Source organism: Bacteroides sp. 1_1_30 (assembly GCF_020982715.1).
Lineage (GTDB): Bacteria > Bacteroidota > Bacteroidia > Bacteroidales > Bacteroidaceae > Bacteroides > Bacteroides xylanisolvens.
The window spans coordinates 13,725-33,506 of record NZ_JAJKHN010000024.1; the positions used below are offsets into that span (position 1 = coordinate 13,725).

Annotated in this window: 19 protein-coding genes and 1 tRNA gene; 4 read left to right on the forward strand and 16 right to left on the reverse strand. The window is 41.2% G+C overall.

What is annotated here, in order from left to right; genetic code table 11:
• Positions 1-18: 18 nt before the first annotated feature.
• Positions 19-867 carry a DUF4348 domain-containing protein gene (locus LPH68_RS09025; protein WP_004313653.1) on the reverse strand — a complete coding sequence of 283 codons (849 nt, stop codon included), beginning with the start codon at positions 865-867 and terminating at the stop codon, positions 19-21.
• Positions 867-1,820, reverse strand: coding sequence for an NAD-dependent epimerase/dehydratase family protein (locus LPH68_RS09030; RefSeq protein WP_004313654.1), 954 nt, complete (start codon positions 1,818-1,820; stop codon positions 867-869). Before LPH68_RS09030 ends, LPH68_RS09025 begins: the two co-directional genes overlap by 1 nt.
• Positions 1,821-1,956: 136 nt before the next feature.
• On the opposite strand from LPH68_RS09030, the gene kbl reads away from it, so the two are divergent.
• Both kbl and LPH68_RS09040 read left to right on the forward strand, forming a co-directional pair.
• On the forward strand, positions 1,957-3,150 hold the full coding sequence (gene kbl / locus LPH68_RS09035; protein WP_008025472.1) for a glycine C-acetyltransferase: 1,194 nt from the start codon (positions 1,957-1,959) through the stop codon (positions 3,148-3,150).
• A gap of 172 nt (positions 3,151-3,322) precedes the next feature.
• The gene (locus LPH68_RS09040) at positions 3,323-3,730 is read left to right on the forward strand and encodes a DUF2721 domain-containing protein (protein ID WP_004313656.1); all 408 of its coding nucleotides are present in this window, start codon (positions 3,323-3,325) and stop codon (positions 3,728-3,730) included.
• 33 nt (positions 3,731-3,763) lie between these two features.
• Here the strand turns inward: LPH68_RS09040 and LPH68_RS09045 are convergent, their stop codons facing one another.
• The 10 genes from LPH68_RS09045 to purU form a co-directional block, all read right to left on the reverse strand.
• Positions 3,764-6,028, reverse strand: coding sequence for an ATP-binding protein (locus tag LPH68_RS09045; protein ID WP_074909106.1), 2,265 nt, complete (start codon positions 6,026-6,028; stop codon positions 3,764-3,766).
• A 154-nt stretch (positions 6,029-6,182) separates the two neighbouring features.
• Entirely contained in the window at positions 6,183-6,662 is a 480-nt protein-coding gene (locus LPH68_RS09050; RefSeq protein ID WP_004304025.1) for a ferritin, read from the reverse strand.
• A 141-nt stretch (positions 6,663-6,803) separates the two neighbouring features.
• Positions 6,804-7,964, reverse strand: coding sequence for a diaminopimelate decarboxylase (gene lysA / locus LPH68_RS09055; RefSeq protein ID WP_055236393.1), 1,161 nt, complete (start codon positions 7,962-7,964; stop codon positions 6,804-6,806).
• Between the two features lie 78 nt (positions 7,965-8,042).
• Positions 8,043-9,362 carry an aspartate kinase gene (locus tag LPH68_RS09060; protein ID WP_004313659.1) on the reverse strand — a complete coding sequence of 440 codons (1,320 nt, stop codon included), beginning with the start codon at positions 9,360-9,362 and terminating at the stop codon, positions 8,043-8,045.
• Positions 9,363-9,375: 13 nt separating this feature from the next.
• Entirely contained in the window at positions 9,376-10,104 is a 729-nt protein-coding gene (locus LPH68_RS09065; protein ID WP_004313660.1) for a cell division ATP-binding protein FtsE, read from the reverse strand.
• A 42-nt stretch (positions 10,105-10,146) separates the two neighbouring features.
• A complete protein-coding gene (hisIE, locus tag LPH68_RS09070) occupies positions 10,147-10,758 on the reverse strand; it encodes a bifunctional phosphoribosyl-AMP cyclohydrolase/phosphoribosyl-ATP diphosphatase HisIE (protein WP_004313661.1) in 612 nt (203 codons plus the stop codon).
• Between the two features lie 129 nt (positions 10,759-10,887).
• Positions 10,888-11,643, reverse strand: a complete 756-nt coding sequence (gene hisF / locus LPH68_RS09075; protein ID WP_004313662.1) for an imidazole glycerol phosphate synthase subunit HisF — start codon at positions 11,641-11,643, stop codon at positions 10,888-10,890.
• A gap of 124 nt (positions 11,644-11,767) precedes the next feature.
• Positions 11,768-12,487, reverse strand: coding sequence for a 1-(5-phosphoribosyl)-5-[(5-phosphoribosylamino)methylideneamino]imidazole-4-carboxamide isomerase (gene hisA / locus LPH68_RS09080; RefSeq protein WP_117684802.1), 720 nt, complete (start codon positions 12,485-12,487; stop codon positions 11,768-11,770).
• A 91-nt stretch (positions 12,488-12,578) separates the two neighbouring features.
• The gene (gene hisH / locus LPH68_RS09085) at positions 12,579-13,169 is read right to left on the reverse strand and encodes an imidazole glycerol phosphate synthase subunit HisH (RefSeq protein WP_008643438.1); all 591 of its coding nucleotides are present in this window, start codon (positions 13,167-13,169) and stop codon (positions 12,579-12,581) included.
• On the reverse strand, positions 13,169-14,026 hold the full coding sequence (purU, locus tag LPH68_RS09090) for a formyltetrahydrofolate deformylase (RefSeq protein WP_008771204.1): 858 nt from the start codon (positions 14,024-14,026) through the stop codon (positions 13,169-13,171). The genes hisH and purU overlap by 1 nt, the downstream gene beginning before the upstream one ends.
• 440 nt (positions 14,027-14,466) lie before the next feature.
• On the opposite strand from purU, the gene LPH68_RS09095 reads away from it, so the two are divergent.
• Together LPH68_RS09095 and LPH68_RS09100 are read left to right on the forward strand one after the other, a co-directional pair.
• Positions 14,467-14,540, forward strand: a tRNA-Asp gene (locus LPH68_RS09095).
• 529 nt (positions 14,541-15,069) lie between these two features.
• Positions 15,070-15,666, forward strand: a complete 597-nt coding sequence (locus LPH68_RS09100) for a type 1 glutamine amidotransferase family protein (RefSeq protein ID WP_004317740.1) — start codon at positions 15,070-15,072, stop codon at positions 15,664-15,666.
• 576 nt (positions 15,667-16,242) lie between these two features.
• On the opposite strand, the gene LPH68_RS09105 is transcribed toward LPH68_RS09100, so the two are convergent.
• The 4 genes from LPH68_RS09105 to LPH68_RS09120 form a co-directional block, all read right to left on the reverse strand.
• Positions 16,243-16,665: a pyridoxamine 5'-phosphate oxidase family protein gene (locus LPH68_RS09105; RefSeq protein ID WP_181981109.1), complete on the reverse strand. Its 423-nt coding sequence runs from the start codon at positions 16,663-16,665 to the stop codon at positions 16,243-16,245.
• Positions 16,666-16,756: 91 nt separating this feature from the next.
• Positions 16,757-17,635, reverse strand: coding sequence for an AraC family transcriptional regulator (locus LPH68_RS09110; RefSeq protein WP_008771206.1), 879 nt, complete (start codon positions 17,633-17,635; stop codon positions 16,757-16,759).
• Between the two features lie 122 nt (positions 17,636-17,757).
• Positions 17,758-18,306: a Crp/Fnr family transcriptional regulator gene (locus tag LPH68_RS09115; protein ID WP_230296914.1), complete on the reverse strand. Its 549-nt coding sequence runs from the start codon at positions 18,304-18,306 to the stop codon at positions 17,758-17,760.
• A 40-nt stretch (positions 18,307-18,346) separates the two neighbouring features.
• The gene (locus tag LPH68_RS09120; protein WP_009039846.1) at positions 18,347-19,711 is read right to left on the reverse strand and encodes an MATE family efflux transporter; all 1,365 of its coding nucleotides are present in this window, start codon (positions 19,709-19,711) and stop codon (positions 18,347-18,349) included.
• Positions 19,712-19,782: the final 71 nt, after the last annotated feature.

Here is a 19,782-nt window from a genome sequence, read left to right on the forward strand (position 1 = left end):
AGCGTATTACTACCTGCATCAAATGCTTGTATCTTCAAACTTATACAATTCCCATTCCCCGGCTTTGCGACGGAAATAGAGGATATTGGAAAAACCATTACCGATACCTTTCAACGCCAGAATTTTCGTTGGGGAATCATCGTCATTCCGCTGCCCGTAATTGATATTAGAAAGACGATCGGCAGGAAGTCCCGGTTTAAAAGCGAACCACTGATTAAGATCGAGGGTGGTCTCCAGAATAGAGAAATCATCGTCCGGATCGGTGGTTACAAAAGCCAGAGGCTCACACACACGCTTACTCTGAAAAAGACTATCTGCGGCAAAGTGTCCGAAAAACTCCACGAAATTTTCATTATCATTTTGCTTAATGGGACGCAGATTAATTGCCTCTAGCATCCATGCACCTTTGATACGCTCAAAATAGTATTTCTTTACCATTCGTGTTTTCACAAACACCCATTCTACCTGTACGGAAGTGAGGGAGGTATCTCCTACTAAATCCATATCTTCTTCTCTATCAAACAGAAGCGTATAATAATGCTGTTTGGTAAACAAGTCATCATGCTTCCAGTTATGCTCCTCGATATTCGTTTTTTTATCTCCATTGTAGTAAGGCAACGGAAATTTCACACGCTGACGCTGCAACACGTCATCGGAAGCAAAATTGTAGATAAAATCATCGAAAGATTCATCTGCCTGTATAGGTTGCGGATCTTCCGGCGATTCATCACAGTGAATAGAATCGGCTACCCGCCGGATAGAATCCACTTCTTTTGTGATAGATGCGAAGGGGTCAATGTTTGTTTTCTTGTTTCCACAAGCACCCAGTATACCGAGCAACATGACCCCTACAATTAGTTTTTTCATTATTTTAGTTTCTCTCTTAACTTTTCAAGCATATCTACCGTCATGCTTTCCAAATCGTAGGCCGGCTTCCAGCCCCACTCTTCACGAGCGCAGGTGTCATCCAGACTATCGGGCCAGCTATCGGCAATGCGCTGTTTCAAAGGATCTATATCATAGATCATCTCAAACTGCGGCACATGCTTCCTGATAGCCTGATAAATCGTCTCCGGGTCGAAACTCATCGAGGCGATATTGAAAGCATTTCGGTGTATCAATTTTGTCGGATCAGCTTCCATCAGCGTAATTGCTGCGTTCAGCGCATCCGGCATGTACATCATATCCATCAAAGTGCCTTGCTTAATGGGGCACACAAATTTTTCTCCTTTCACTGCCGAGTAATAAATATCGACAGCATAATCGGTCGTACCTCCTCCCGGAGGGGTCACATTCGAAATAATGCCCGGAAAACGGACAGCACGGGTATCAACACCATATTTATTAAAATAATAATCACTTAGCAACTCGGTCGTTACCTTGGTGACTCCATACATGGTGCGCGGACGCTGAATTGTATCCTGCGGTGTTTTCGTATGAGGCGTACTAGCGCCAAACGAACCGATAGAACTCGGAGTAAACACTGCACATCCTTGTTCGCGTGCCACTTCCAATACATTCCATAATCCATCGATACCTATTTTCCAGGCCAGCTTGGGCTTCGACTCGGCAACTACGGACAGCAGAGCAGCCAAATTATAGATTGTATCGATGTGATACTCTTTTACCACAGATGCGATCGCCTCTCCATCCGTTACATCAGCAATTGCCGACGGTCCGGACTCCTTTAATTCCCCTTTAGGTTCTGCACCCGGAATATAACCTGCTACTACATTTGCATTTCCGTAACGTTTACGTAGCTCCATCGTTAGCTCCGACCCTATCTGTCCGGTAGCTCCAATAATCAAAATGTGTTCCATTTTTTCTTCTGACTTAGAATATCAAGCTTAAATAGTGCGCAAAGTAAGCACTTTTTTTTCAGATTTTAATCAAAAAGACATTGTTATTCCAAGAAAAATTGTGTCCTTTGCAATATAACTTAATCACCCAAACACTATGTACGGTAAAATGCAAGAATATCTCCGCCAAACATTGGCTGAAATCAAGGAAGCCGGACTTTATAAAGAAGAACGACTGATTGAAAGTGCGCAGCAAGCTGCCATCACTGTAAAAGGTAAGGAAGTGCTGAACTTCTGTGCAAATAATTACTTAGGATTATCCAATCACCCGCGATTGATTAAGGCTTCGCAGGAAATGATGAATAACCGTGGTTACGGAATGTCGTCCGTCCGCTTCATTTGTGGAACGCAAGATATACACAAAGAACTGGAAGCTGCCATCTCGGAGTATTTCCAAACGGAAGACACGATCTTGTACGCCGCTTGCTTCGATGCTAACGGCGGTGTATTCGAACCGCTTTTCTCTGAAGAGGATGCCATCATCTCGGATTCTCTGAATCATGCTTCTATCATTGACGGAGTACGTCTTTGCAAGGCAAAGCGCTACCGTTATGCCAACGCTGACATGAAGGACTTGGAAAGATGTCTGCAAGAAGCGCAGGCACAACGTTTCCGTATTGTTGTGACGGACGGTGTGTTCTCTATGGACGGCAATGTAGCTCCAATGGATCAGATTTGCGATCTTGCCGAGAAATACGATGCACTGGTAATGGTGGACGAGTCACACTCTGCCGGTGTGGTAGGTGCCACAGGGCATGGAGTAAGCGAGTTGTATAAGACTCATGGACGGGTAGATATTTATACCGGAACATTAGGTAAGGCTTTTGGCGGTGCACTGGGAGGTTTCACCACCGGTCGTAAAGAGATTATCGATTTGCTTCGTCAACGCAGCCGCCCGTATCTGTTCTCGAATTCTTTGGCTCCGGGCATCATTGGTGCCAGCCTTGAAGTTTTCAAGATGCTGAAAGAGAGCAATGCATTACATGATAAACTTGTTGAGAATGTAAACTACTTCCGCGATAAGATGACGGCTGCCGGATTTGATATCAAACCGACACAAAGCGCTATCTGTGCCGTTATGTTGTATGACGCGAAGTTATCCCAGATTTACGCTGCACGTATGCAGGAGGAAGGTATCTATGTGACAGGTTTCTATTATCCGGTAGTGCCGAAAGATCAGGCACGCATCCGTGTGCAAATCTCTGCAGGGCACGAGAAAGCACATCTTGACAAGTGCATCGCTGCCTTTATCAAGGTAGGCAAAGAGCTTAATGTGCTGAAAGCGGAATAACTCCGGGGCAAGGTTTACTCGCAGCATCCATTTTTAGGCACGGATTACACAGATTACGCTGTTGCTTTATGCAAGCATATTTCTAAAACCGTGAAATCCGTGTAACCCGTGCCAAAAAATTCTCTTTTATAAAATGAATTTTGAACCGCTACTTGACTATAAAAAAAAGATTATGGAAGAATTGACTCTCACTACTCCTGCCCTACTTTTCTCGGCAGTTTCATTGATATTGCTGGCTTATACTAACCGTTTCTTATCGTATGCCCAACTTGTGCGCCAACTGCGTGACCGCTACATGGAAAACCCTTCGGATATCACTGAAGCACAAATCGAGAATCTACGGAAACGGTTAAACCTGACCCGTAGAATGCAAGGACTAGGTATTGCAAGCCTTTTTTTCTGTGTAGTCAGCATGTTCCTTATTTATATCGGGCTTCAATTATTCTCTGCTTATGTATTCGGATTGGCATTGATTCTGCTGATAGCTTCTTTAGGCGTATCTTTCCGCGAAATACAGATTTCCACCCGTTCACTGGAGATTTACCTGGGAACGATGGAGAAAGGAAAAAACAAGAAATAAGATTGTTCGTATTCCCGTTAAAGTCTATCATTATCAAGATACCACCCGGCAAGGAAGAATAACCGTAAAGCGGCTTCCCTTGCCTACTTCAGATTTGAGTTCGATCTTTCCACCCAGCTTCTCTATAATCACCTGACAAATAGAAAGTCCCAATCCTGCTCCCTGCGAGAATTCGTTTTGTTTGTAGAAACGGCTGAAAATCATCCGTTGTTCTTCTCGTGGAATCCCTCTTCCGCTATCTTCGACATAAATCTGCACATTGCCTTCATCCGGCAGATAACTATATCCTAATTTGATATATCCGGTTTCCGTAAACTTGCAGGCGTTATTCAGAAAGTTTGTCAGAACTTGTATCAAGCGCTCCCTGTCCACATTGATTTCCAGAGGTGTATCATCCACTTCTTTCAGGAATTCCAAATGTGGAGCAATCAGAACCTGATGTGTCATATAGATATCGTCAATCAACTCTCTCACCTTGCATCTCTTGAATGAGAAAGACATATATCCTGATTCGATACGGGAAAGTTCCAAGATATCATTAATCAGTTTGAGTAATAACTCGCTGTTCTTGTTAATAGTACTGATATACTCTTCGCGTTCTACGGAACTCAATCCATCTTCCAATGCCAGTATATTGGCAAAGCCAACGATTGAATTAAGCGGAGTACGTATCTCATGGCTCATATTTGCGAGGAATGATTGTTTCAATTCCGCCTTTTCAGCCAATAAGCGTGCTGCTTCCAATTCTTCTTCACGATCTTTTATATCCTGTATATTAAGCAACAAACCTGCAGTTTTATATTCGCCTCCAGGTAGCTGTTTGGTGGTATAACGGAACTCCCACCACTGATAGCCTTTGCCGTCGAAGTTACAAAGCTCCTGCACAATCTTTTTATGAGCACTTTTCAGATTTCGCCAGTTGAACTTCACTCCTTCCCAATGGTCGGGATGGATAAAGCTCATGAATTCCTTAAACGAAAGTTGTCTGGGATTTAACCCTTGCGACGCCCAGAATGCATCTTCAAAAACAAAACAACCGTTATCCAATCTCCAGGCATACGTCATTCCACCCTCAATGGCTAATGACAATGTTTCTTTTTCATCAGCCAATGCTATAAGAGCCTGCTTTTTCCTCATCTGTTCCCGAAGGTATAGCCACCAAAGAGAAGCGAAAAGAATAATTAGTATAAGAATGAACGATGCGACTGAAATTCCCCACAGCAAAGGGTATTTATCACTAAACGGAATATTGATAATACGATATTTAGCAGGAATACTTTCCTTACTCAAACCTATTTGCGTCATTGTATTCCAATCAACAACATACTCTTTCCGGCTTTCAACAATAGGCATGTCCGCCGGACTCGCACCGTGTAATATACGAACGGCTGCTTTCACCTCTTCTTCCACCTGAATAGGCAACGAAGTGATGTATCCACCCAGCAACTTCTCACCAAACCCGAAGGCTTCATTGATGGCTGTCAGACTGGGACTGCCACAGATGCTTCCAATATTAATGGTAGTATAATCCCGTTTCAGCTGAATATAACATTGATCTCGGTAGCTTCTGTTCAACACCCACATAAAGGTGGCGTCCGAATGATTTCTGGCATTACGTAAAGGAATAGCCATGAAACGAGTATAACCTTCCTCCTGCGTTAAACGTATCTGTTCTTCAAGAGAAAGTTCGGGGTTATCGATGAATCCGGTCACTTTATGACCTTTAAACTGTTCCTTTGCATCTCTTCTGATTTGTTTATCGATATAAGTGGTATCGAGCATGGTAAACAACCGGACGTGTTCACCGAAAAGTTCTTTTGCCACACTGACATTTTTATTAAAGGCGATCTTATCATGGAAACCCGTCACATTAGGATGGCGTTTCAGCAATCCCCAATTCGGGTAATTGACACCACCAAAAACCACAGGTACTTCTTTGCCCAACTGCACCCCACATTTCATCAATGAATAGGTAGCCTGGTCTTCATTCACCAGAATCACTTCCGGCCGCCAGTCTTTCGAAACGGAATCAACCAGAAAACGCATTCGCTCCAACTCCGGTTCTTCCCAATAGGACTCGCAATCTAAATAAACGGTACGGATATCAGCATCTATTTTCTCTTTCTCAAATTGCTCCGCTATCATCCGGTTGAATTCCGGATAAGCCGCGTAAGTCTCCTCATAAGAGTGGATAACTAAAATACGCCGTTCCTCTTTTTGAGAACAACTGCTCACCCCCAAAAAGAGCAATAAAAATATAGGGAGCAATCTAAAAATTCCTCTATTCACACCATTCATTTATAATAATCGGGATTAATTTCTCTCTGACTCGTAATACAAAGGTAGTTTATTTTCGAACATAAGCCAAATAAGTGAAAAAAAAGAAGCTGTCTGAACAAAAATTCAGGCAGCTTCTATGTATAATAAAGAACTATTTTTCAGAGTAGCATCATTAACGCTGTCCCAGTTGTGAATCTACAAAGAAAATTCCGGTATCACCGGCTTTCTTGATTTTATCAACAATGCCTTGCGCTGTAGCTTCTTCTTCTACCTGTTCACGAACAAATCCCCACAAGAAATCCTGTGTTGCTTTATCCTTTTCAGCAGCTGCTACGTCTACCAGCTTGTCTACCAATTGAGAAACATGACATTCATGTTTGTAAACGTGTTCGAATACTTCGAGAGGTGTACCCCATCCGTTAGGAACAACATCTATTTTATCCACTTTAGCAGTTCCTCCACGTTTGATGATATAATCTGCCATTGCATAAGCATGTCCCATTTCTTCCTGAGATTGCTTTTTCATCCAATGAGCAAAACCACTGAAACCTTCTTTCTCAAAATAGAAAGACATTGCTAAATACAGGTTAGCAGACCACATTTCAGCAGTAATCTGTTCGTTAATTGCATTCTGTAATTTTTCTGAAATCATAATCGTATTTTTTATTAAGTTGTTAATGTAGTTTCTTTTTGAACTCATTACAAAAATAACACGCTTTCAGTTAAAATTGTTCCATGCACCCTATATTTTTAAACTACATTCACATTTTGATTGTAGCAGTTCATTTTTTACTTACACCAATTCGTCGGAAGTATATCCTTTCGGCAGTTCACGACAGTTGTATCCGGAAGCCATTATTTCACCGTACGCACCGGCAGAACGAAGGGCGATCAAGTCACCACGCTTCACTTTGTTCAAGTCAATCGCTTTTCCGAAAACGTCTGACGATTCACAGATCGGTCCTACTACATCGTAGGCTTCCAACGGTTCTTCGGAAGTTATATTTTCCATTTTATGGAATGCCTGATACAAAGCCGGACGGATCAGGTCGGTCATACCTGCATCAAGGATGGCAAATTTCTTCCGTGTTCCTTGTTTTACATAGAGGACTTTGGATATCAAAGAACCACACTGACCTACCACTGCACGTCCCAGTTCAAAATGCAATGTCTGATAAGGACGCAATTTCAATTGTCCGGCATAGGTAGCAAAGTAATCCTTGAAATTCGGGATAGCCTGACGGTTGGGGTGTCCGTAATCAATACCCAAACCACCACCTACGTTGATATGTTCTACCAGGATTCTTCGTGCTTCCAGTTTGTCCTGCAACTCATTGACACGATTGCAGAGGGCTACGAAATCACCCATATCCAGAATCTGCGAGCCAATGTGGAAGTGAAGACCGATAAACTTTACGTTTTTCATCTCTTGTGCTACGTCTATCACCTTGTCCATGTCCTGCATACTGATACCGAATTTGTTTTCTGCCAAACCGGTAGTTATATTGGCATGGGTATGTGCGCCAACATCGGGATTGATACGGAAAGCAACATTAGCAATCTTATTTTGAGCAGCAGCCAATTCATTGATTACTTCCAGTTCGGGGATAGACTCGACATTGAAACAGAAGATGCCATACTCCAGTCCGAGATTGATTTCCCAATCTGCTTTGCCGACTCCTGCGAAAACAACTTTATCGGCAGGGAATCCGGCACGGATAGCGGCACGGATTTCTCCGCCGCTCACACAATCGGCTCCCATTCCGCTCTCACGGATAATGGTAAGTACTTTCGGGTTGGCATTGGCTTTAACAGCATAATGCACTGAATAATTAGGATATTTGGCAACCTCCTGGTTAATAGCCGACAATGTATCACGCAGCACTTTGGTATCGTAATAATAGAAAGGTGTCTGCAAAGTGCGGAATTTATCGATTGGAAATATTCCCTTCATAATTCGAAAAACTTGTTTAGTTGGTTAAAAAAGAGCGCTTTTATCAGTTCGGTAAAAGCGCTCGTGTTATTTGTGGATTTATTTGTCGTTGAAAAGCATATCGCTCAACGACTGTAAAGCTACTTTCTTATCGCACTCCCGAATGAGGAAGGAAATATTGTAGTTACTTCCTCCGAACGAGATCATTCGCACCGGTATATTCCGCATCGCATCAAGAGCTTTCGCTTCAAAACCGACATTTTCCCATTCAAGGTCACCTACAACGCAGATGATACACATCTCTTTATCAACGGTTACAGTTCCGTATTTCTTCAAGTCATCCAGAATCTCGTTAAGATGCTTCGTGTTATCGATTGTTACAGATACACCTACCTCTGAAGTACAGATCATGTCGATAGACGTCTGATAGCTTTCGAAGATTTCGAATACCTTACGCAGGAAACCGTGAGCCAATAACATACGGCTGGATTTGATCTTGATCGCAGTAATGTTTTCTTTTGCAGCTACTGCCTTGATTTTACCTTTTTCCGTGTCGTTGGAAATCAGTGTGCCCGGAGCTTCCGGATCCATTGTGTTCAACAGACGAACAGGGATATTGGCATATTTAGCAGGCTGGATGCAGGTAGGGTGCAGGATTTTTGCACCGAAGTAAGCCAACTCGGCTGCTTCTTCGAAGTGAAGTTGACGCACCGGAGCGGTCTTGTCAACAATACGCGGGTCGTTATTATGCATACCGTCGATATCTGTCCAAATCTGGATTTCAGAAGCGTTTACTGCGGCTCCAATCAGAGAAGCAGTATAGTCACTACCACCACGTTGCAGATTGTCTATCTCACCGTAAGCATTGCGGCAGATGAAACCTTGTGTAATGTAGATTTCTGTATCCGGATAGAGATCGAGCTGTGCGCGCAATTTATCCTTAATATATACAGGATCCGGTTCTGCGTTCTTGTCAGTACGCATGAATTCCAAAGCCGGAAGCAACACAGACTTCACGCCACATTCCTGCAGGTAGAAGTTTACCATTGCCGTAGAAATAAGCTCTCCCTGTGCCAAAACCACTTTCTCTTCGAACAAAGTGAAAAGGTCTTTAGTATAGGAGCGGATGTAGTCGAAGTGGGATTTGACAACTTCAAGACCTTTCTGTTTATATTCCTGGGTTGCAAAAAGTTCATCAATGTGCTGTTTATATTTTGCTTCCAGCTTATTGATAATCTCGTTGGCACCCTCCGGATTCTTCTTATACAGATAGTCCGAAATTTCCACCAATGTGTTTGTTGTTCCTGACATAGCAGAGAGAACAACAATCTTTTGTTCACCATCGGTAATCAATTTGGCTACTTCCTTCATGCGCTGAGCAGAACCTACGGAAGTTCCTCCAAACTTTAAAACTTTCATTTTCGTTACTGTTTTAGTTATCTATATTTAAATCTATTTCTATTGTTCTCTGTCTGGGCATGTATTCGGCTGTCACATCTACAATCTGATGGTCGGCGCAACGATATACCCTGCCCGGATACTCTTTCAGCAATTGCAAATTGTGCGTCGTCATCACTACGGATGAACCGGATTCACAGATATTGTGCAACAATTCTACAATGGCCTTACCGGTCTCTACGTCCAGATTTCCGGTCGGTTCATCCGCTAGAATAATAGCAGGAGAATTGAGTACGGCACGTGCAATCACAATGCGCTGTTGCTCGCCACCGGAAAGCTCGTTCGGGAGCTTATAACCTTTGTTGGACATTCCCACCAGCTGAAGCACTTCTTCAATACGATCTTGGATTTCCTGTTTGTTTTTCCAGCCTGTGGCACGAAGTACAAATTCCAGATTATTGTATACAGTACGGTCTGTGAGCAACTGAAAATCCTGAAAGACAATGCCTAATTTCCGACGCAGTTGCGGGATATGCTTACGTTTGATAGAACGCATGTTATAACCCAACACTTCCGCTTCACCGTCAATTACGTCCAGTTCGCCATACAGAGTCTTGAGCAAACTCGTTTTTCCCGAGCCTACTTTTCCGATCAAATAGACGAACTCTCCTTTGTGCAGCTCCAGATTTACATCGCTTAATACACAAAGTTCCTGTTGATGGATTTCTACGTTCTTATATTGAATCAACGCCTCGTCATCCATACTGACTCCCGTTTTAATTTTTAATTATTAAATTTTAATTGTTTAATGCTTCTTCCATGTACTACTGTGTCTTTCCTGCAATTCACGTGCAAGGTCTTCGAGACGATAGCCTTTTGAAGTAAGCAATACAATCATGTGATAAATAAGGTCGGCTCCTTCGTAGATCAAACGTTCGTCAGTACCGTTTGTTGCTTCGATTACTGTTTCTACAGCTTCTTCACCTACTTTTTGAGCTATTTTATTGATTCCCGACTCAAACAGACTGGTAGTATAAGAGCCTTCGGGCATTTCTTCATGACGTTTGTCAATGAAATCTTGCAATGCTTTCAGGAACATAACCGGTTCTTCGTTTTTCTCCCCCCAACAAGTATCTGTACCAGTATGGCACACGGGACCTACCGGGTTTACCTGAATCAGTAGTGTATCATTGTCGCAATCGGCCTTTATAGATACCACATGAAGGAAGTTACCGCTTTCTTCGCCTTTTGTCCACAAACGATTCTTGGTACGGCTAAAGAATGTAACTTTTCCGGTTTCTACCGTTTTATCATAAGCTTCTTTATTCATGAAGCCCAGCATCAAGACTTTACGTGTCTCGTTGTCCTGTATGATAGCCGGAACGAGTCCGTTCATTTTATCGAAATCCAATTCCATTTTTATATAAGTTCTAATTACTATTTCAAATTACAATTACGATCTATTCGCCTACGGAGTTCTTTTGCAGACAGTTCCTATATTTATCTGACTATATAATCCATCCGCAGGGAACCTGGCCGGGGTGCCTCACCCCCTAGTGGTAATTCCTTCGCCGCAAAGATACGATTTTAATTCGGGAATTTTAATTTCTCCGAAGTGAAAAACGCTGGCAGCCAATGCAGCATCTGCCTTTCCTTGTAAAAAGACATCGCGGAAGTGCTCTTTACAGCCCGCACCTCCCGAAGCAATGATAGGAATGGAAAGCTGATCCGCCAAAGCGGCAAGTGCATCATTTGCATAACCGGCCTTTACCCCATCGTGATTCATGCTTGTGAAGAGAATCTCTCCTGCTCCGCGTTCCTGGGCCTCTTTTGTCCACTCGAACAGGTCTTTATCTGTTTCGATACGTCCTCCATTCAAGTAACATTTCCAACCATTTTCGGTTTGTTTGGCATCTACTGCCAACACACAAACTTGCGAACCGAAATTCTTTGCAATCTCGTCAATCAATTGAGGATTACGGATAGCGGAAGAATTGATAGAGATCTTATCCGCCCCTGCATTCAACAGGCGGTCTACATCACTTAATTCGTTGATTCCGCCACCTACGGTAAATGGGATATTGATATTAGCAGCAATCCGTTTTACCAATTCCGTAAAAGTCTTACGTCCTTCATGACTTGCAGTAATATCCAGGAAAACAAGTTCATCTGCTCCTTGTTCACTGTAAGCACGGCCTAACTCTACCGGATCACCGGCTTGGCGCAAATTGACAAAATTCGTTCCTTTCACGGTTTGTCCGTCTTTTATATCCAGACAAGGTACTATTCTTTTTGCTAACACAATCCTACTTTTATTTATTGTTCAACAATTTATAATCTATATCCCTGAAGTTTGATTCTTTGTTTCCTCTTATAATAAGGTAGCTATTTATAATATAAACAGCCATTTCATTCTGGTACGCTAATTATAAAAAGATTCTCAAATCTTTTAAGGTGATATGTCCTTCGTATAGTGCCTTACCGAAAATAACTCCGGGAACACCAGCTTCATCCAAAGCAACAATATCATCCACCTTACTCACCCCGCCACTAGCCATCAGATAGAGGTCAGGGAATTTTGCCAGCATCTCCTTATACAAATCAATAGAAGGCCCACTCAACATTCCGTCACAGCTAATATCCGTACAGATTACCTTGCGTATACCTTTATCCATATAATTTTCAAGAAATGGAAAAAGCTCACAGGAACTTTCGTCTTTCCAACCGTTAACGGCTATCTTATGATCTTTCACATCTGCTCCCAAAATGATTTTCTCACTGCCATATACTTCCAGCCAATGACAGAACAATTCCGGATCTTTCACCGCAATACTTCCGCCTGTAACCATCTGTGCTCCACTCTCAAAAGCAATTTTCAAATCTTCATCACTCTTTACTCCACCACCAAAATCGATAACGAGAGAAGTGTGCGCAGCAATCCGTTCCAACACCCGATAATTGACTACATGATGAGAAGCAGCACCGTCCAAGTCTACCACATGAAGCCTGCGAACACCGTTCGCTTCAAACTCCTTGGCAACTTCCACCGGATTTTCGTTATATACTTTCTTACTGTCGTAATCTCCCTGGGAAAGACGTACGCACTTTCCGTCAATAATATCAATGGCTGGAATAATTTCTATCATCTATTATTTATTTGCTAAAAGTTTATTATAAACGATGAACGAGTTTATTATAAATTATGATGGAGTTTATTATAAACGGCAACATAGTTTATTATAGATTCAAAAAGTTCGTCAGAATCTTCTCTCCTGTCTTGCCGCTTTTCTCCGGATGAAACTGGGTGGCATAAAAGTTATCTTTATGCAATGCAGCACTAAACGGGTGAATATAATCTGTTGTAGCAGCAGTAAAGTCACAGGTAGGCACATAAAAGCTATGTACAAAATAGACAAACTCTTCTTCAGTGAATCCTTCAAACAATTTGCTATTCGTTTTTCCAATGGTATTCCATCCCATGTGCGGCACTTTATCTTCATGTTTCTGCGGAACAAAACGCTTCACGTCCACATCAAAGATATTCAAACAATCGACCTCTCCTTCTTCGGAATACCGGCACATCAACTGCATACCGAGACAAATTCCAAATACAGGCTGACGGAGATTTTTTATCAGTTCGTCCAGTCCCGTTGCTTTCAAGTGGTTCATGGTAGTTTCCGCCTCTCCCACTCCGGGGAAAATAACTTTATCTGCCGATTGGAGTTCTTCTTTATCAGCAGTAATCACCGCTTCCACACCCAACCGCTTCAAAGCATAATCCACAGAACGAATATTGCCGGCATTGTATTTTACAACTGCTACTTTCATCAGCTAAATATTACTGTTTTATTTTTATAAGCCAAAACTTTACGTTCGATGTGCTTCTGTACTGCACGTGAAAGAACGATTTTTTCCAAATCCTTTCCTTTATTTACAAGATCTTCAATAGCGTCCTTATGAGTAATACGCACCACGTCCTGTTCAATAATCGGTCCGGCATCCAATTCAGTCGTTACATAGTGACTGGTTGCACCGATAATCTTCACACCTCTCTGGAATGCCGCATGATAAGGCTTCGCTCCTACAAACGCAGGAAGGAAAGAGTGATGTATATTAATAATCTTATTCGGATAAGCATTAATCATCTGCTCGGAAATTACCTGCATATAGCGCGCCAATACAATAAATGTAATATTATGCTTGGCAAGCAGTTCCATCTCCTTACGCTCCTGTTCTTCTTTCGTCTCCTTTGTGATAGGAAACAGATAGAAAGGAATTCCGAACCGCTCTGCTACATGCTGCAAATCCGGATGGTTACTTATAATAAGAGGTATTTCTACATTCCATTCTCCGGCTGTATATCGTGCCAATATATCGAAAAGACAATGTGACAGCTTGGAAACGAAAATAGCCATACGTGGTTTTACATCAGAGAAATAAAGGCGAAAATCCATTTCATATTTTTGCCCGTAGAGAGTTCTGAAATAATCTTCAATTTTCTCCTGCGGAACCAGAAAGTCTTTCAGTTCCCATTCAATACGCATAAAGAATATGTTCTCTACATGATCTACATATTGATCCAGATAGATAATATTTCCTTTGTTTACCGTAATAAAGTCTGTCACTTCCGCAAGGATTCCCGGTTTGTCGGGACAGTGCAATAACAGTTTGGCTGTTGTCATCATTCTTTTTACTAATTAACGATTCTAGGCGGATAATTTTCCACCTTTCTTATTTTAGTCCGCAAAAATAACGATTTATTGCAAAATTACGAATTATTCAAGCAGAAAGTTGATATAAAAACGGTGATTTCTTACAGATAGAAAGATATCGGGAGTTATTTTCTATGAATAGAATGACAAACTTCAGGATAGTGACGCTATTGACTTCGGATAGTGACGCTATCCTATCGTGATGGCGTCACTATAACAACCGGATAGCGTCACTATCCGAAGAGAAAAAAAACAATATTTTTTTCATTACAAAAGTACTCAAAATGAGACACTAAGCATTTTTATCGTTTTTTCTTGAAAAAAACTTTTCTCAAAACGCTTGCAGATTTATAAAAAACAACTACCTTTGCACCCGCAATCGAGAGAGATGCAGATTAATAAATTGAAATTCTGGTGCGTTAGTTCAGTTGGTTAGAATACATGCCTGTCACGCATGGGGTCACGGGTTCGAGTCCCGTACGCACCGCTTCTTAAGAAAGTGAAACAAAGAAAAAGCTCTGTAATTCAATGATTACAGAGTTTTTTTTATTTCACTTTTCTACTTTGTACACAGTTGGCTATCTAGCCGGAAATCATATTCTCGAAGCTAACTTCAAGGTTTTCAAATCATAGATTAAGATTTCATCCTTATCTGTTTTGTCATACTTGTTATTATTGTTTGTATCATAATAACCTGCGACGACAAGTTTACCTGTTTGTGTATTGACAGTCCCAGTACGGACAAAAATTTATCTTCCGTTAATTGAGTCATTTCTTTTCCGAGCGTATCGCACTCCCCCATAAGGTATTGTACCTTCCAATTCATTTTTCCTGAATGGAAAAGTTATAGTTTTTACTTCACGCCCTTCATCATTGCTCTTTGAATGATAAAAAGTTTCCTATTGTAAACTGAATAATCATATTTTAATTGTATTATTCGATATTTTACCACAATTACTACTACAAAAGTCAATTAAATATCACACCTTTGTACTCACTAAAAATTAGAATCATATATGAAAGAAGTAATATTTGTAATTTTAGAAGGGTTCGCCGACTGGGAAGGCGCATATATAGCTACCTGTTTGAATCAGGGAGTCAAGCCCGGAAATCCTATTAGTTATAAAGTGAAAACCCTATCAATAACTCAAGAACCCGTAAGTTCAATAGGCGGATTCAGAGTGCTGCCTGATTATGGGCTAAAAGATATGGCGGAAGATTATGCGGGGCTGGTGTTAATTGGCGGTATGAACTGGTTCTCACCTGAAGCTGAATTAATAGTTCCACTTGTAGAAAAAGCTATTAAAGAAAAGAAATTAGTTGCCGGAATATGTAATGCTTCTGTTTTTCTGGGTATGCACGGTTTCCTTAATGAGGTAAAGCATACCAGCAATACGCTCAATTATCTAAAACAGTATGCTGGGGATAAATATACAGGCGATTCGAACTATATCAATGAACAAGCTGTAAGAGACGAGAATATTGTAACTGCCAACGGAACCGGGCAATTGGAATTTTGCAAAGAAATATTATATGCATTAGAAGCTGATACTGCCGATGCGATAGAGGAAAGTTATCTGTTTTATAAAAACGGATTCTGTCCGGGAGCATAAAATGAATGAAAGAATGACCATTCTTAAAAAAGGAATATTTAAGCAATCAGAAAGAGAGACAATAGCATAACGATTTAAGAAAAATAGAAAAAAGCCCGGCATCTGTCGGGAGAAAGTTCTTTATTATTATCATTTGGGACATATATCATCCAAATAGCAGCTATTTTCCATTATTCATTCACCATTCAACATAAAATATTAAGATAACCGTTCTTTTTATTATTCCTATCCTTTCTAACAGTTATGCCAAACTAGAGAAAAACCACCCTCAAAAAGACCAGTTTCAGCTTCCTCACCGATGACAAACAAGTTCCTCGGTGAGGAAGCTAGCGACGCACACCGAGGAACACCCCGCTCCTCACCGAGGAACGAACGCTTTGCCAACAAGAAAAGATGCATTCCGTATGTAGTTTTATGCGAAATAGACCTGTATTTCCGCATATTATTGCACTATTTTATGCCGTTTATTCACTGGTTCATTGTTTTTAAAGTTGCTATTCTTTTATACAATCTTAAAAATAGCACATTGAGACTATAAAAGCGCTGTCTCTTAGTATCTCTTATATACTATGAGTTTTATTCTACGATAAAGCTCTCCGATTTGAAATTACTATAAAACCTACCGGAAGTTGCCGTAAATTTCAATACACAATAGTCGGGATCGGTGACTCCCTCGGGATAATACATGGTATCACCCTCCTGCCAAATCATTTCTTTGCTGGCACTGTCTGTCAATACTTCCATTGTACCCCGCAACATCGCACCTCTAAAAAATCTTGTATCACAAAAATAAATACAGGCATGATTGTTCTCCCCGTATTGCGCCACACGCATGGATGAAGTATTCGTTGTCAGATAAATCGTTTTTATCCCTTCCCTTTTTCTTGGCTGCAACATTGCCTTGATATTAGGAAATCCCTCCCTGTCTATAGAACCGATAAAAGCTGTTTTCAACTTATCAATCATACTACCTACTGTTTTTTCTGCGTCTCTCATCATTTCATTTTTTATTGTTAGTTATTATCTGATGCGAAAGTAGAGAAATAGAAGAAACACGACGTAATAAAAAGAAAGGGGAAAATAGTACTTTTTACGGTTTATGTGTTTTCCGATAAAGTAATGGAGTTTCTCCCGTATGTTGCCGGAAGCTGCGGATAAAATAAGAGACCGTTGAAAAGCAGAGTTCAAAAGCAATATCCGATATGGGGACGTTTGTATAAACGAGTAGTCTTTTAGCCTCATCCATCACTTTATTCTGAATATATTGTTTGGCGCTAAACCCCATTGTCGAGGTTACCATCTCATTCAAATAGTTAGAAGTAATGCAGAGTTTATCCGCATAATACTGAACCGAGTGTTGCTCTTTCGAATGGATATTTACCAAATTCATGAATTTACTTACATGGTTATTAGACGCTTCTCTGCTCCTGCCCTCCTCTATCGAAGTCATTTTAAGATAAGCCCGGTCCAATAACATCAGGACTTCATAAAGCAACGCTCTCAACACATGCACATCGTTTTGCTGATACGAGTCGATCTCCATCTTTATATGATGCAAAATTTGGAGTATACGGGCATAAAGCTCATCGGGCAAATGCAGTCTTGATGAAAAGCTTTCCAGCTGAAAAAACGAAAGATGCTGTACAAACAAAGAATCTTTAAAGAGGGAAGACAAGAACTCTTCCTCGAAAATCAGCGCATAACCATTGATGATATGACGCGTATCCCAGTTCCGGATTTCTCCCGGTTTAGAGAATAGAACGTCACATGGGGTTACTTCATAGGTTTGGTTATCGACAGAAAACGTCCCTTTACCTTCTGTTATAAAAGTAACATCATAATAATTCAACGTGTGAATAGCACTTTCAGCCAAGAACTTCTTCACATATTTCAGTTCTACCACATCGACCAAAAGTTCGCTTCCATACTTATTCTTATAAAAAGTATATCGAGGTATTGAGTTTTTCATTTGGAATACAAAAATAATATTCCTTACCAAATAATCCAAAGACTTTTCAAACTCAATTTTGAATAGTCAATGAACCATCTGATAAGGAATACATAGAAAAATAGATGTCCAGGTTATATTTCCTATTTAGAACTTCCAGCCATATATCCCAAACTGGTTACATCGGCACCCAGATAATGAGTAATATACTTCAAAGGTACCCTGTACAGGATATCCGGGATTTCTGCCAATAAAGAAAGATACCTCTCTCTTACCGTCAGTTTCCGAACGTTCATATTCTCTTCTTCTTTAAAATAGAACTGATATTCCATCAGTTGACGAACCAAGTTGGCAAACGAAATAGATGTTGCGCACAACTCTTCAATCTCCTCTTCGCTGATGTAATAAGCAGCACATTTCGTCAGTGCCTTTACAGCATACTGATTGGAGTTATAGCACAATACAGCATCCCCTTCAGATAAAAACCGGATGGTTCTGTCCTCTCCTTCATGGGTCGTGTATGTATGCAGAATGCCGGAAACAATAATATACAAGCTCTGCTCGGGCATTGTGGCAGATGCAATCGTTTCTCCTTTATCCAGATACACCATTTCCATACGAGCCAACAGCTCTTTCACTTCTTTTTCATCAACCTGATACTCAAAACAGAGTTTCTTCAAATAAGCTTTCATACAAAATAGATTTTAGTTAATATATGTCACTTAAAAACACCTAATTCGACATAGCAGGCATCAATGTGCCTCTCAAGTATAATTTCCTTTGGGTATATCGCAAATACCAGATACAAATCAATAATGAAACCACCGTTGAAATGGGTGGAGCAAATCCCATGATAAACAGCGACGAGCTATCCATCTGGCTGAACCAGTATGACAATGGTATACGGAACAGGAAAGTAGCTATCAGACTGTGAATCATCGGGAATAACGAGTTCCCTTGTCCGCTGAAATAAGAATTGATGCAGAACACGAAACTGACTACGATACAGTCGATGCTATATCCCCGCAGGTACTCTGCTGCCATTGCCACCACAGCGGCATCTTTCGTAAAAAAAGCGGTAAGAGTCTCCGGCAGGAATTGCGAATACACGCAAACCGACACACCGAAAACAAGAGCAATCCCTATTCCGGAAGCAAGACATTTATTCATTCTCTTGATAAGTCCCGCCCCGTAATTTTGTGCAGTCATGGTTGCCACAGCCGATGATATAGCCATCGGAGGCAGCATGGCAAACACTATGATTTTCTCAACAACACCTAAAGAAGCAGACGCAATGACTCCCATCTGATTCACAATGACAGTGATTATCAGAAATGAAACATTGATTAAAGCATCTTGCAAAGCAATAGGCGCTCCCAATACCATGATCTTTTTAGACAGATTCCGGTTCAAACGGATATCCTTCCGTGAGAAATCAAAGTGGAATCCATGCCGGTATAAGAACCAAAGCGCTATTCCAAAGCTAACGCCTTGCGCGGTTACAGTAGCAATAGCCGCTCCTGTAGCTCCCCAATGGAAATAGCCGACCAGTATAAAATCGAGCACTATATTGATTATACATGCCAAGCCTACAAAATAAAGCGGTGTCTTTGAATCACCCAATCCACGCAGGATACCACATACAACGTTATACCCTATTATGAACAGAATACCAGCCGAACATACCAGAATATAGTTTTTAGTATCAGCCATCGCTTCCGCAGGCGTGTGCATCAGTTCGGTTATCTGCCCATGAAATGCCAGCATGACCAAGGTCAGCAAGACTCCTACGATTGAAAATAGCCACACAGAAGAACCGATTGTAAAAGCTACTTTCCGATCATCTTTTGCTCCGATGGCGATAGCAATCAATACAGTTGTGCCTGTCGTAATGCCAAGAATAATACCCGTAATCGTCTGCATCACCTGACTGCCGATAGCCACAGCCGCCACACTTGCCGAATCATCATATTGTCCCACAACAAACAAGTCGGCTCCACCATAAAGTGCCTGAAGCACATTGGCAATAAGAAAAGGCACTGCAAATTGCAGCAATACCTTCGGAACACTTCCTTGTGTCAAATTTAACTCTTTCATAGTTTCTCCGCTACTTTACCTCTTATCTTAAATTGTTACAATAAAAAATAGTGCCAGACAAGCGAATGATT